Raw genomic sequence first — 13,978 nt, 5'->3', positions numbered from 1 at the left:
CGCTTCGACCGCATAAACGGCGATAAAATTCCCGCCGTGAACCGAAGCGACAATTAAAGGGCTTGGAAATGCCTGTGCGCTTCGACGAGCGTTAGTTCACACTGTGCCATTTCAAATTCGTGCATGGCTTCATGCGATTCAAGCATCGTCGAGCATGCGCCAATCGCTCGCACTGGCCCCGGCCAGAGTACGCACACGAGCTTCGTCGCGCGCAAGTTCTCGCGCGGATCCGGAAAAAACGACCCGACCATCGTCCAGCACGCAAGCCGCGTCGGCAATCTCGACAGCCGCTCGAACGTTCTGCTCAACCAGAAGCACCGACATGCCTTCGGCGCGCATTCTGACGATAACATCAAACACTTCCCGCACCATCAGCGGTGCGAGACCTTGAGACGGCTCATCGAGAAGCAGTACGCGTGGGTTGAGCAGCAGGCCGCGTGCGATCGCGAGCATTTCCTGCTCCCCTCCGGAGAGTTGCCGGCCCTTGCTGTTCCGACGCTCGCGTAACCGGGGAAAAAGCTCAAACACACGTGCGATCGTCCAAGGACCGGTGCGCCCGTTGGGCACAAGCAGATTTTCTTCCACGCTGAGACCCGCGAATATGCGCCTACCCTCCGGCACATATCCGACACCGAGCGCCGCGACCCGGTCTGGCGGCCAGCCGGTCGTTTCGCGGCCTAGAATGTTCACCCTTCCCGCGCGTGGCCGGGTCAATCCCATCAGGCTTCGCATGGTTGTCGTCTTGCCGGCGCCGTTGCGCCCTACCAGGGCGACAATCTGGCCGTCGTCAACGTCCACCGATACGCCATGCAGAATGTGGCTCTTGCCGTACCAGGTCTGCAGTCCCTCGGCAACCAGGGCACTCATTTTGCTGTTCCCAGATAGGCTGCTTGCACGGCTTGATTGCCGGTGATTTCTTCCGGCGTTCCTTCTGCCAGAATCCTGCCTTCGGCGAGCACCATGATGCGCTGTGCCAGTTGGAAGATGACGCGCATGTCGTGCTCGATCAGAATCATCGTCAGCGATCGATCGCGGTGCAGGCGTCGTATCAGTCGCGTCACGTCGTAGGTTTCCTGATCTCCCATCCCCGCGGTCGGTTCGTCGAGGAGCAGGAGCCTGGGTTCGAGTGCGAGCGACATGATGATTTCCGTGGCTCGCTGGTCGCCAAGCGACAGCTCGCCCACCAACCGGCGCGCACGCTGCTCGAGTCCGCCGAGCACGAGCAATTCTTCCAGCCGCTGGTTGACGGTCGCGCGCGCCGCCCTCGATAGCCACGGCGAGAGCCTGTGCCCGGCCCGAAGTTCGACCGGAATCCGCAGATTATCGCGAACGGACAACTCAGGAAAAACTTCCGTAATCTGGAAAGTCCGCGCCATTCCCATGGCAACGCGGCGATGAGGCGCAAGCCGGGTCACGTCGCGTCCGTCGAACACGATACGCCCCGACGTAGGCGGAAAGAACCCACTGATCAGATTGAAGAACGTCGTCTTTCCTGCACCGTTAGGTCCAATTACCGCGCGAAGCTCACCGGCTTCCACAGTCAGGCAAACATCGCTAACCGCGCGAAGATTGCCGAACCGGTGAGATACGTGATCGACTACGAGCAGGCTCATGAACGCACCCCGCCCGTCCGGATGCCCAGCACGCCACGGGGAAAGAACAGAACGACGAGGATGAACAGCAGGCCGATAAACGACATCCAGTTCTCAGTCCGTGTGGAGATGTAATCCTGAACCAGCACGAAGACGGCCGCGCCGATCAGCGGTCCCCACAACGAGCGCATTCCCCCCAGCACGGCCATGATCACAAAATCGCCTGACTGGTCCCACCGCAGATCATGCGGATCGGCGAAGTTATTGAGCAGCGCGTACAAGGTACCGGCAAAACTCACGAAAAAGCAGGAGATCACGAACGACAGCCAGATATGCTGCTCCACCGGCAGCCCCAGGAAGCGCGCCCGCTTTTCGTTCTCGCGTATCGCCAGAAGCGTACGGCCAAACGGAGAGCGCAACAGCGCAGTCATGACGGCAACCGACACGGCAAAGCAAAGCAGAACGAAATAGTAAAACACGGTGCTGTTGCCAAGAATGTCGATTCTCTGCTGGCCAAAGTGGAGAGGCATGCGATGCCATCCGGAGAGCCCATCGTCGCCGCCAGTCACGGCGTTCCAGCGAAAGGCGACGAAGTAGAACACCTGGCCGAATGCGATCGTCGCCATCGCGAAATAGACGCCCCGAAGCCTGGCAATCAGCGCGCCGATGAGCGCCGCCGCCAGCGTGCCGGCCGCGACCCCAATGACGATACCAAGCAGCGTATTCGGCACCAGATAACGGATCGTCATACCAACGCCATACGCGCCGAGACCAAAATATGCCGCGTGACCGAACGACAACACGCCAGTAAAACCGAGTAGAAAATTGAGCGCCATCGCCGCCAATGCCATTACTACTACGCGTGTACCAAGTGCCGTATAGCCGCCGAGCCAGGTGATCCAGTACGGCATGGCTGCGAGCGCCAGCCAGACCGCCGCATTCCCCGCGAGTTGCAGTGATGATCTCACTGGACCCTCCCTTCCTCACCCAGCAGTCCGCGCGGACGTACGAGCAGCACTAGCCCCATCAGGACGTAAATCACCGCTTCGGTCGCGGACGGGAAAAAGACAGAAGTCAGGCCAGAAGCGACGCCAATGAGAATGCCGCCGAGCAGCGTACCCGGCAGGCTGCCCAGTCCCCCGACGATGATCGCAACGAAACTCGGCATGATGAGCGAATCACCGATGGTCGGTTGCAGTCCGAGCATGCCGGCTGCCAGTACGCCAGCCAGCCCCGCGAGAAAGATGCCGAGGCCGAAATTCATGCTGCGAAGCCACCGTACATTCACGCCCAGTGTCGCGACCGTTTCGAGGTCTCCGACACCAGCGCGGATACGAATGCCGGATCGAGTGAACTTCAGGAACATGAAGAGCGCCGCCACGACGATCACAACCAGAACGACCATGAACACACGATAGCCCGTTAGAAAGAAGAACGAGGACGTCAATGGCCGGTTCAGCGCGTCCGGAATCTGGTATGGCAATGTCTGAGGCCCCCAGATATAGCGGCTACCGTCCTGCAGCAGAAACGCGAGCCCGAACGTGAGCAGCAGACTGTATAGGGGATCTCTTCCATACAGCCGGCGAATCAGTACCCGCTCGATCAGCAGTCCGAGAGCAGCCGTCAGCAAGGGGGCAATAACAAGCGCCGCCCAAAAGCCGACATACGGCATGATCGTGTAGGCGAGGTAAGCGCCAATTGCCAGGAATCCGCCGTGCGCGAAGTTGATGACACCGCTCAGATTCAGGATCAGCGACAGGCCAAGCGCCATTAGCGCGTAAAACGCGCCAATGACGATACCGTTGAAAACGTTGAACAGGATCAATTGCGTCATACCGTTACCTGTGCTGCCGACGTCCGCTTCCGATGTCCCGGCTCATCGGTCGCGCGGCGATTGCGGCAGCGCGACATCATTAGGCACTCAGTCCCCTGTCTGGCTCCCCGAACCGGTCATGCCCATGTGAGACGGCAGCCGGTTTCGCTGACCGGCAGCGCCGCGTCGATGCCCTTTACCAGCTGATCGACGTGGAATAAATCATCAGGTCTAGGTCCCTGCGCTACCGCATGTCCCACATAGAGATCCGGCATGAGCTGATGGTTGCCGGCCCGATAGAACGGTGTGTCCGGCATCAGCCCTACGTCCGGCGGCAACTTGAAGCCTTCGAGCGCCCGCGCCAGTTTCACCGCGTCAAGCGTCTTCTCCTGATTAGCGACGAGTGCAACGCTATTGACAGCGACGTGCCCGAACCAGTGTCTGGCAGTCGGCACTCTCCCGGCCTTCTTACGGATGCCGGCCACGTATTCCGCTACGTGGGGTACATTGGGCTGGTCCCAGTACCATTCGAATACCCACGTCCCGATTCGCGCATCCGGCGGCAAGCCCTCGAGCACCTCCAGTTCCTGCTGCGCCCCGGCGATGTGGAAACGCTTGTTAAGGCCGAACTGCACCGCCTGCTTAAGCGAATTGACAGCATCCTGACCTGCGGTAAGAAACAGGATGACGTCAGGATCGGCAGCCTGCGCCTTGATCAAATATGACGAATAGTCGGTGGTGCCAAGCGGCGCCAACGCGGCTCCAGCCTCCACCCCTCCGAACTTCTTCAGGCTCGCCTCGAAGCCGAGTTGCAAGGTGTGGCCAAATGCGTAATCTGGAGTGATGAAAAACCATTTTTTTCCGTACCGGTCGAACAGGACCTTCGATACCGAGTTGGTTTCCATCCTCGTCGTATTGCAGACCCGAAAGACGTTCCAGTGACAATCTTTACCGGTCACGGCGTCGGTATGCCCACCCGTCACGATATGCAGTGTTTTCAATTCGTTTGAAACCTGCCCGATCGCAAGCGCCATGGCCGAGTTGACATTGCCAAGCAGGAAGTCCACCTTGTCACGTTCGATCAGCTTGCGCGCCTTCTGTACAGCAGCGCCAGTATCCGCGCTGGTGGAATCCTCCACGATGAGCTGAACCGGACGACCCAATATGCCCCCGCGCGCATTGATCTGATCGATCGCGTATTCGCAACCCATTTGCTCGTTCTTGCCGAGTTCGGCATAGGTACCTGTCAGCGGGTCGTCGAGCCCGAATTTGATTGGAACCTCTCCGCGCGCCTTGATGATGAAGGGTGCGCCGATCTGCGCAATTCCGGCTGCGGCAGCAGCCTTCAGTACGAGCCGGCGATGCCGTCGGCCCGCGGTCGATAGTCTTCCCATTTCGGTCTCCCACAGAATGGACACGTCCGAGCAATGCTCGCGCTCTCCTCCTGGGAAAGCTGGTTCCGATTTCTACGCTTCGGATTTCCAACGCATATCAAATGTTAGTGCACGATATGACATAATTCCATGAGATGTAACGAAACGTCTGAGTGCCAGCCGGTCTATCGCGGTGATTCAACGCACACCGGCGCGGTGCGCGGGTAAAGCGCTTCAGTAAATGTCCCGGGATGCGCATGAAAGAGACTCGGGAAAACCTCCATTCTGAAGAACCCTTCCTCCATTGAGGCATCTGGAACAACTCCGATGCTCGCGCCGGGTGTTGGGAGATCTGGCAGCATCGTAGGCAGTGGTCGCGCTCGCAACCGATCCGCTGTCAAAGATTGCGCCAAAGCGAACGCGAAATTGTGGGACCACATCGGCGTTTCGTGCGCGGCATCCGTTACAGAGATGGCCGATTTCGAATGGGTGAGTTCCCCTCCGCAATCAGGCAAGACCAGCCACGGCCCTCGCTACCGCGATTGAGATGATTAATCGAGGCTCGAAGCCCCGAAACCCAATGCGCTAAGTGCGAAACTTCCTGCGCCAAACGCATTACGTGACGGCGTGTATGCATCGTCAAACGCCAGGATTTCGCCGTGCGCTGCCAGCGATATGTCCGCCAAAGAAGACCGGGAATACGGATCGGCGCGCTCCGGATACCATGGTGTCGTTGGAGAGGATACTGCCTCAGAGGTCGAGCCTCTGCTCGAAGACCTCATCTTGGCCCATGGACCAGAGGAATCCAGCGGCACTAACTCGTCCAGCATACGATCACCTGTCATCGCGTTCACGCTGCCGCAAATGGCTGTCGCGACCAACAGCACGGCCTTGGTGAGCTTGCGAAGGAGTTTTGATGAGTCTGGCGCAGACTTCATGAATGATCGCTGTGTCACTTCAGAATTCAGACGTTTGGAACTTGCCGCCTCACGGCACAGTCGCTGCATGATAGCGGGTGGCCTCTGCCAAATAAATCTGTGTTTACTCCCTATCTGCGAGTGCAGCGCACCGATGGATCCCGCACCCGGTGCTTACCCCGATGATCGGATATGGCCCCGCAGCGGCCGCGCATGCCTTGCCCAGCCACCTGTCCGACAATTTGCGCAAACTCAGCGCATATGCCATGAACAACTTCATTGCACGGATGTCGCAAGGCAACGCTCGCCTCAAAGCGGCCCATCCGAAATCCAGTACTACATGCCGATATATCTGTAACGCTCCGCCCGTGCCTCGTAAAGTGGTGGCGCAAAAACCTCGAAATGCGGCTGGCAATCAGCGCGGTCGCCATCAGCGAATGACCAGTGCGTTCCTATTGATCATCGCGATGACAATCACGAAGGCCTTGCCAACCCGGAGACGACGCCGATCAGCAGCACCGCGACGGCGAGTAGCGGATGGTCCGAAATCGCGCGGGATGGAAGTGCCGCAGGTTAAGCATCAGCGATGCGCCGACGTGGATCGTCGGCACGCCGCAATATGTCACAATCTGCATCAATCAGATGCGCTTCCAGCACTGCGACGAGAGCGGTGACCAACGGGCCCACCCAGAAGATTCCATAGTGGAACCAAAGCCGCCGAACATGTTGCAGCGTTCTTCTGTCCAGGATGCGGAAGAAAGTGGCAGACGGTTTCAACGTCAGATAGGGATCAACGAAAAAAAAAGCCCAGCCGTGAAGCTGGGCGGAGGGGAATCGCCTTCTGTCGCCTGAAAACGAGTGGGCTTGCTGCCGGACCATACGCCATAACATGCAATATCGGCACGCCAGGTCCCACACCACTAGCCCCTAGGATAAGCACGTTGTGACATTCATTCAAGCGATTCCTGCACCTTCTTCGGAAAACCAGGAAGGGGGAACACGGCAGGAGTTCATTCAGATGACCTTCGCGAGATAACGGCGGCTGCTCCGATGGCGGCATCGCCTGGGAAAATACGGAGGCACACCACGCAAACGCCACATAGACTTCAAGACGTCGCTTCCCTCGACGTACTGCCCTGCTCCACGTCGTCACTTTTCTGGGAGACAGAATGAAAAAATGCACGATCCGGCTCACGTTCGTGATGCTCGCGCTGCTCGCCGGATGTCATGAAACGAAAACGCCGCAAACGGTCACATCGAGCGGCCAGGCTGCCAATGCGTCGGCGCTCAGTACCAGTCCCTCGACGATCGACGCACTGAACAATCCCAACAGTCCGCTTGCAAAGCGAAGCATCTATTTCGATTTCGACAGCTATACGGTCAGGGATGACTATCAGGCGCTACTCCAGGCACATGCGGACTATCTGCGCCGGCATCCGTCCCAGCATGTGCTGATACAGGGCAACACCGACGAGCGCGGCACCACCGAATACAATCTCGCCTTGGGCGAGCGGCGCTCGCAGGCCGTCATGCGTGAGTTGGAAACGCTTGGCGTGCCCGGGACGCAACTGGAAGCTGTCAGCCTGGGCAAAGAAAAACCGGTTGCGCTGGGGCACGACGAGGCGTCGTGGTCGCAGAATCGCCGCGCCGACCTGGTGTACCGCTAATCGCGCAGCGCACGACGCGCGGACCAGTTCAAAGCCCGAAGTACCAGAGCCGCACGTCCTCTTCCTCCGACCATATCTGCACGTCCAGCATCTCGTCGAATTCGACCGGCTCGCCCCGGTACATGCAGCAGAACCCGCGCTCGGTGCGATAGACGATCACCCACTCGCGCGGGTCGGGGGTTGCGTCGGGCGAACGGTCTTCCCGTGTACTCCCGGAATCCGCAAGGTGCACCGCGGCCTTGAGCCGCTCGCGCAACGTCCGCCACTCAGTTTTCAGCTTCACGGTCGCTCACCTTGAGACCCCTGCCGTGCACGGCATACGAAGCGTCGTTGACGCGCACGGATTGCATCGGCGTGGCGGTCCTGCCGCGAGCCCGGGGCTGGAAAATATCGATACTGCGGGCGACGGCGTCCGCAATATGCTCCTTCGCAATCACGCCGGACACGTCGAACGCGCCATCGACAGCGGCATCGACGAGGACCACCGCCATCACCGCGCGGCGCTGCCGGAGTTCGCTGATCACTTCGAACGCCGCATCGGATCGCTTCACGACGATGAAGTTGCGATTCGCGAGTTGCCCGATCGTGACCGTCGGATTGTCATGGCTGACCGCGCGGCGCAGGCCGGTGTTGATGCGCAGCACGCCGTACAGCATGCCTGCCTTCGTGACGACGATGTGCCGGAACGGCGCGACGCCCATGCGATCGAGGAGATCGCGAAACGGGACCTCCACGTCGAGCACCAGTATGTCGGCCTCCATGATCGCCCCCGCGTTCTGCACGAGAAACATATTGGCGTGCAACGCATCGGGAATGACATGACCGCGCCTGACGAGTTTCATCGTGTAGATCGTCTCGCGCGAGAGGAGCCGGCGGGTGCCGATGCTGAACGCAACCGCAAGTATCATCGGCAGCACGATGTCGTAATCGCGCGTCATTTCGAAGATCATCGCCACTGCCGTCATCGCGGCACCCGTGCCGCCCGCGACCACCGCCCCCATGCCGACCATCGCGAATGCAGGCACGCTGACCGGAGCGGCCGGCACCAGCAGATGGAACAGGGACGCCAGCGCGGCGCCCAACGTCGCGCCGATGAACAGCGACGGCGAGAACACGCCGCCCGACGAGCCGGAGCCGAGGCTAACCGACGTCGCGGCCATCTTGCACAGCGCAAGCAGCAGCAGGAACAGGCCACCTTGCAACTGTTCATTGAGCGTCGCCTGGATCGTTGCGTAGCCCACGCCTTCCACGTAGTAGCGGCCTGCGTAGCGCATCAGCAGATACATCATTACGCCGACGAACAGCATGCCGAGCGCGTGGCGCGCAAAACGCCCCGGAACGCGATCGAAGGCGTCCTCCGCCCAGTGCAATCCGCGAATCAGAAACGCGGCCGCCACGCCGGCCACGACCCCGAGCAGCGCGTAAAGCAGCAGCGTGAAGCCGCTCGCGAGATGGTTATCGAGCGCTCCGAGCTGAGGGGGAACCAGGAAAGCCGCTGCTCCGCCCAAGAACAGCCGTCCCACGAACGTGGCGGTGCCCGTTGCCAGTGCGACGGGCAGAAAAGTCCCCACGCTGATTTCCGGCATCATCAGTTCGGTCGCGAACAGTACGCCGCCGATCGGCGTATTGAACGTCGCGGCAATGCCGGCCCCCGCGCCGCTCGCAACGAGAATGATCCGCTGACTGGCGGGCATCCGCAGCCACTGACCCAGCGTCGAGCCCATTGCCGAACCGATCTGGATGATCGGACCTTCCCGGCCCACCGCCGCACCGGTGCCGATCGCGATCGCCGATGCGAGCGACTTGACGACCGCCACGACCGGACGGATCACGCCGCCCCCGAAATAGATCGCGTCCATCACTTCTGGCACGCCATGCCCTTTTGCTTCCGGTGCGAAGCGGCTTACCAGCCACGTGACCACGAAGCCGCCTGCTACCGGCACAAGAATCACCCATGCGCCCCACGGCGACGGCGGGGTAAACTGGCTCGCGTCGTAGAGCGGCGAAAGGCGTCCGAGAAACGCCGCATTATGGATAGTGCCGATCAGCATCCTGAACACGACCGCGCCAAAACCGGTCACGATCCCTAGGCAGAACCCCAGCATGCTCATGCGATAGAGGTCGAGCGGCTTCACGACTTCTTGCGCGTTTTCAGGAGGCGCCGAATCTCCTTCCTTGCCGTCGAGCTTCGTGGGGGCCATATCCCGCTTCTCCTCGCATGACAACACCGCGTCATCGTTCGGCGCGGGAGCCTCGAGCGGTCCCATGCACGCAATACAAGGTCCACGCAGAAAGAAGCCGAGCGGTCTTGGGGGATGATCGAACATCGCACCGCCCGCCTGAATCGGTCGGTGCGACCGGGTAGACAGGCCTCGGCAATCATGTCATGCCGTGCCATGCACTATAGTCCTATCAACGCGTGTTCACCAACCTTGATGGTCGTGGCGATACGGAACACCCACCGTTCACCGCATCCAGATCCGGCGCGGGCACGCAATCCATCTGATACGATTTTGCGCTGTCACCCCGTCACGCCGCATTGCCGGTGCGCTTTGCGATAGAGCAACAGGATTTCAGCAAGGCTGCAGAGAATCCGGTTTCAGGCGCCTGGTCCATGTTCCGAACGAGACAGGTAGCAAAGTGAAGCAAACATCACCGCACATCCGGGTCGGCATGCCCAACAAGCAGGATCTCGAAGCCATGTCGGCATTCCGTTACCAGTTACGCAGGTTCCTGCGGTATTCGGAAGAAATTACTCACGCGGAAGGAGTCACGCCTCTGCAATATCAGATGCTCCTTCACGTCAGGGGATTTCCCGAGCGCTCCTGGGCCAGTATCGGCGAACTGGCTGAACGGTTGCAGGCCGCGCCCAACGGCACCGCGGCGCTCGTGTCCCGCTGCGAAGCCGCCGGGTTCGTCGAGCGTCGCCCCGACGCTTCCGACCGGCGACTCGTGCAGGTCCACCTGACGGAAAAAGGCGAGCGGTGCCTGTTGAAGCTCGCGATGCTGCACAAGCGGGAAATCGAGTCATTCGGTTGGGCGCTGGGGCAGTTTCAGGTTCAACAGACACCACTGGTTGGCGCAGCGGCCAAATCGCCAGATTGGTGATCTTGCAGCGGCGCCAGGGATGAGCGTTCGTCGACGGCCGGCGCGCCAGCGACGATCTCCGCGTGCCAGCCCTTTAGCCCGTGTCCGTACGACCCATTCTCAAGACATCCAAGACCGCTTGGGCTAATGGGTGATTACCCTCGCACGGACGCGCCAGAAGCTTTCAGGCCTGCCTCAATTGGGGCGATCGTACTTGTCATGCCAGGAGCGGCGCCTGTGGCGCGAAGTCCGCTGGATGACATTTTCCGATGGACGCGAGCGGCTCGACGCCCCTCAGCGGCCACCGCTCGCCGCTTCGTGCGCAGCCGCACTGGACGCGCCTTCCGATTCGGCGGCACGTTCGACAGGTGGCCAAAGTGCCTTGCTAAATGCCCTATCGTGCGCTAAAAAATATTTACTTCCTTCGCGTGTCTACTGGCCGTCCGGCCAATGCCATGGACGCCCCCACTCCAGCGAGCACGACTGTCCATGAGTCTTCTTGAGCTCAGAGGCGTTTCCAGGCATTTCGGCGCCATTCAGGCCCTGACCGACGTGACGCTCAGTCTGGAGCCAGGTCAGGTCGTGGGGCTCATGGGCGATAACGGGGCCGGGAAATCGACTTTGGTGAAGGTCGTCGCCGGCAACTTTCCACCTTCGCACGGCGAAATTCTCATCGATGGAAATCCCGTGCATTTCAACAAGCCGGTCGACGCGCGCGCGCGCGGCATCGAAGTCGTCTATCAGGATCTCGCGCTCTGCGACAACCTGACGGCAGCCGCCAACGTTTTCCTTGGCCGCGAACCGCGGGTCGGGTTCGGGCCTATCCGCGTGCTCGATCACGCGACCATGTATCGGCGTGCGGGTGAACTGTTCAAGGCACTGAAGTCCGAGACGCGCCCGCGCGACCTCGTCAGGCAAATGTCGGGGGGACAGCGGCAGGCGGTGGCCATCGCCCGCACACGTCTCTCGGAAGCAAGGCTCGTCCTCATGGACGAGCCGACCGCCTCGATCAGTGTGCGCCAGGTCGTCGAGGTGCTGGATCTCATCAGACGCCTGTCCGAACACGGTATCGCCGTCATCCTCATCAGCCACCGCATGCCTGACGTATTCGCCGTTGCCCAACGGGTGGTTGTCATGCGGCGCGGGCGCAAGGTCGCGGACAAGAAGACCGAAGAGTCCTCCCCGGAAGAAGTGACCGGACTGATCACCGGCGCCATCGCCGCTGCCTGAAACTGCCTCGCATCGGAGCCACCACATTGAACGACGCGCCGCGAAGGCCCCCTACAACCCCGCCATTGCTCGATGATCCACAGTCCGCGAGGACGCATACTCGCTGGTCGGGAATGCTCGCAAGCCAGGTGTTCTGGGTCGTGCTGGCAACGATCGTCGCCTGTATCGCCCTGTCTTTCGCGACCTCGACCTTCGCGACCTCCGAGAATCTTTTCAACGTTACGCGAAACTTCGCCTTCGTCGCCATCGTGGCGCTGGGAATGATGGCGGTGATCGTCACGGGCGGCATCGACATTTCGGTTGGCTCGACGATCGGCATCAGCGGTATCGTGCTCTCGGTCGTCATGAACGCGGGCTACCCGATCTGGGCCGGTATCGGCATGGGACTACTGACCGCCGGGCTGGTCGGCCTCGTCAACGGCTTGCTCATCGCGTATCTCGGCATGCAGCCTTTCGTCGTGACGCTCGCCATGCTGAGCGTCGGCCGCAGCCTCGCACTCGTGATCTCCCGCAGCCGGACCATTTTCGATTTCGGCCCCGACGGCAGCAAGCTCCTCGCGCTCGGCGGCGGCGCGACGCTCGGCGTCGCCAATCCGGTGTGGTTCCTGATCCTGCTTGGGCTGTTGTTCTGGTTCGCGTTCGGCTGGACCCGCTGGGGCCGCTACGTGTTCGCGATCGGCGGCAACCGTCATGCGGCGACTCTCACCGGCGTACCGGTGCGCCGCATCGTTTGTTCCGTCTACATGCTCTGCGGCCTCATGGCGGGCGTCGCGGCGATTCTCGAAGTCGGCTGGCTAGGCGCGGTGACGACAGGCCTCGGCACCGGCGACGAACTGCGTGTGATCGCTGCTACCGTGGTCGGCGGGACCAATCTGATCGGCGGGGTTGGCAGCGCCTTCGGCACGATCGTCGGCGCGGCGCTCATCGAGGTCATCCGCAACAGCCTGATCCTGCTCGGCGTCGACGCGTTCTGGCAGGGCACGGTCGTCGGCAGCTTCATCGTCGTCGCGGTGCTCTTTAACAGGCTCGGTGGCGAGCGGCAAGGAGATTGAAATGTCGTTGGACGCGCCGGCCGCTTCCCGGCCGGTGCCGCGGGAAGCGGGTGCGGCCGGATCAGGCGCGGAACTGCCGCACGCATGGGTTCACAAGACCGCGAGGATCCGCTCCAAGGCCGAGTTCCGATTTCGGGCCTGACGTTGGATCGTTATGAAGACTGTGTAGGCCCACATGGGCACCGTAGAGCCGGCGCCGAACAGGAGGAAGCAATGAAGAAACTGTGGATGTGTCTTGCCGCGGCTGGAGGACTCGCGATGCTGGCGTCCTCTGGCTTCGCGGCCGATAAGACCCTTGCGCTGGTGGTGAAGGGTCTCGACAACCCGTACTTCGACCTCATGCATCAAGGATGCGAACGGGCGAACAAGGAACTCAACAAGGAAGGCTACAACTGCTACTACACCGGTCCCGCGACCGCCGCGGACGAGAGCGCGCAAGTGCAGATCATCGACGACCTGCTGACCAAGGGCGTCGCGAGCATGGCGATCTCGCCCGCGAACGCGCCGGCTGTGGCGGAGGTGCTGCGCCGCCGCGGCGGATCGGTCCCGATCATCACCGCGGATGCCGATCTGCTGCCGAAGGATGCGTCGCTGCGCAAGGCCTATGTCGGCACCGACAACTACGAACTGGGCGCCAAGCTTGGCGAGCAGTTGAAGATGCTGATGCCCAAAGGCGGCAATGTCTGCCTGGTGATGGGCAATCCGGCAGCGGAGAACATCAACCAGCGGGCCCAGGGCGCGCGCGATGTGCTCTCCGGGAAGAAAGGGATCACGAAGCTCGCTGGCGAGAACGGCTGGCATGAGATCAGTGGCTGTCCGCTCTACGTGAACGACGACGCCGCCAAGGCGAACCAGATGATGCAGGACACGCTGACCGCCCACCCTACCGGTCTCGACGCCTTTCTGCTAGCGGGCGGCTGGCCTCTCTTTGCGCCGCAGGCCTATTCGCAGGTTGTCGCGCCGATAATGGACAAGATCAAGAACGGCAAGTTCGTGATCGTCTCGGCGGATACGCTCGGGCCCGAACTGCAAGCGCTCAAGGAACACAAGGTGAATGTGCTCGTCGGCCAGCGGCCCGAGGAAATGGGCTACCGCGCCGCGATGGTCATGCGTGACCTCGCGGAAGGGAAGTCGGTACCTCCGGTCATTCACACCGGACTCGACGTCTGCACATGGAAGAACGCCGACACTTGCCTGAAGCATTGAAGGCCGGCGGCCCACATCATCACGATAACGCGCGAGCCGGA

General features: G+C 61.1%; 14 protein-coding genes. 6 read left to right on the top strand and 8 right to left on the bottom strand.

What is annotated here, in order from left to right; all coding sequences use genetic code 11:
- Positions 1-138: 138 nt before the first annotated feature.
- From OKW39_RS41345 to OKW39_RS41320, 6 genes are all read right to left on the bottom strand, one after another.
- Positions 139-867: an ABC transporter ATP-binding protein gene (locus tag OKW39_RS41345; protein ID WP_429403198.1), complete on the bottom strand. Its 729-nt coding sequence runs from the start codon at positions 865-867 to the stop codon at positions 139-141.
- Positions 864-1,613: an ABC transporter ATP-binding protein gene (locus tag OKW39_RS41340; RefSeq protein WP_184068999.1), complete on the bottom strand. Its 750-nt coding sequence runs from the start codon at positions 1,611-1,613 to the stop codon at positions 864-866. The genes OKW39_RS41345 and OKW39_RS41340 overlap by 4 nt, the downstream gene beginning before the upstream one ends.
- Positions 1,610-2,503, bottom strand: coding sequence for a branched-chain amino acid ABC transporter permease (locus OKW39_RS41335; protein WP_244168782.1), 894 nt, complete (start codon positions 2,501-2,503; stop codon positions 1,610-1,612). The genes OKW39_RS41340 and OKW39_RS41335 overlap by 4 nt, the downstream gene beginning before the upstream one ends.
- 53 nt (positions 2,504-2,556) lie before the next feature.
- Positions 2,557-3,426, bottom strand: a complete 870-nt coding sequence (locus tag OKW39_RS41330; protein WP_090805954.1) for a branched-chain amino acid ABC transporter permease — start codon at positions 3,424-3,426, stop codon at positions 2,557-2,559.
- 116 nt (positions 3,427-3,542) lie between these two features.
- Entirely contained in the window at positions 3,543-4,799 is a 1,257-nt protein-coding gene (locus tag OKW39_RS41325) for an ABC transporter substrate-binding protein (protein WP_090805956.1), read from the bottom strand.
- A 530-nt stretch (positions 4,800-5,329) separates the two neighbouring features.
- The gene (locus OKW39_RS41320) at positions 5,330-5,716 is read right to left on the bottom strand and encodes a hypothetical protein (RefSeq protein WP_184069008.1); all 387 of its coding nucleotides are present in this window, start codon (positions 5,714-5,716) and stop codon (positions 5,330-5,332) included.
- 516 nt (positions 5,717-6,232) lie between these two features.
- Here OKW39_RS41320 and OKW39_RS41315 point away from each other — a divergent pair.
- Together OKW39_RS41315 and pal are read left to right on the top strand one after the other, a co-directional pair.
- A complete protein-coding gene (locus tag OKW39_RS41315) occupies positions 6,233-6,547 on the top strand; it encodes a hypothetical protein (protein WP_429565284.1) in 315 nt (104 codons plus the stop codon).
- A gap of 317 nt (positions 6,548-6,864) precedes the next feature.
- Complete coding sequence (gene pal / locus OKW39_RS41310) at positions 6,865-7,362, top strand: peptidoglycan-associated lipoprotein Pal (protein ID WP_429365371.1); 498 nt, start codon at positions 6,865-6,867, stop codon at positions 7,360-7,362.
- Positions 7,363-7,390: 28 nt separating this feature from the next.
- Here pal and OKW39_RS41305 read toward each other — a convergent pair whose 3' ends face one another.
- Together OKW39_RS41305 and OKW39_RS41300 are read right to left on the bottom strand one after the other, a co-directional pair.
- Positions 7,391-7,645, bottom strand: coding sequence for a hypothetical protein (locus tag OKW39_RS41305; RefSeq protein WP_184067236.1), 255 nt, complete (start codon positions 7,643-7,645; stop codon positions 7,391-7,393).
- Positions 7,629-9,563 carry a chloride channel protein gene (locus tag OKW39_RS41300; RefSeq protein ID WP_090810060.1) on the bottom strand — a complete coding sequence of 645 codons (1,935 nt, stop codon included), beginning with the start codon at positions 9,561-9,563 and terminating at the stop codon, positions 7,629-7,631. The genes OKW39_RS41305 and OKW39_RS41300 overlap by 17 nt, the downstream gene beginning before the upstream one ends.
- A 472-nt stretch (positions 9,564-10,035) precedes the next feature.
- On the opposite strand from OKW39_RS41300, the gene OKW39_RS41295 reads away from it, so the two are divergent.
- The 4 genes from OKW39_RS41295 to OKW39_RS41280 all read left to right on the top strand — a co-directional run bounded on the left by OKW39_RS41295 (position 10,036) and on the right by OKW39_RS41280 (position 13,937).
- Positions 10,036-10,470 carry a MarR family winged helix-turn-helix transcriptional regulator gene (locus tag OKW39_RS41295; protein WP_429334610.1) on the top strand — a complete coding sequence of 145 codons (435 nt, stop codon included), beginning with the start codon at positions 10,036-10,038 and terminating at the stop codon, positions 10,468-10,470.
- A gap of 468 nt (positions 10,471-10,938) precedes the next feature.
- Positions 10,939-11,679 carry an ATP-binding cassette domain-containing protein gene (locus OKW39_RS41290; RefSeq protein ID WP_090805962.1) on the top strand — a complete coding sequence of 247 codons (741 nt, stop codon included), beginning with the start codon at positions 10,939-10,941 and terminating at the stop codon, positions 11,677-11,679.
- Between the two features lie 113 nt (positions 11,680-11,792).
- Entirely contained in the window at positions 11,793-12,731 is a 939-nt protein-coding gene (locus OKW39_RS41285) for an ABC transporter permease (RefSeq protein WP_090805964.1), read from the top strand.
- A 213-nt stretch (positions 12,732-12,944) separates the two neighbouring features.
- Complete coding sequence (locus OKW39_RS41280) at positions 12,945-13,937, top strand: sugar-binding protein (protein WP_090805965.1); 993 nt, start codon at positions 12,945-12,947, stop codon at positions 13,935-13,937.
- Positions 13,938-13,978: the final 41 nt, after the last annotated feature.

Source organism: Paraburkholderia sp. MM6662-R1 (assembly GCF_050436245.1).
In the GTDB taxonomy this organism is placed as follows: Bacteria; Pseudomonadota; Gammaproteobacteria; order Burkholderiales; family Burkholderiaceae; genus Paraburkholderia; species Paraburkholderia tuberum.
This window is presented reverse-complemented; position numbering and strand designations above follow the sequence as displayed.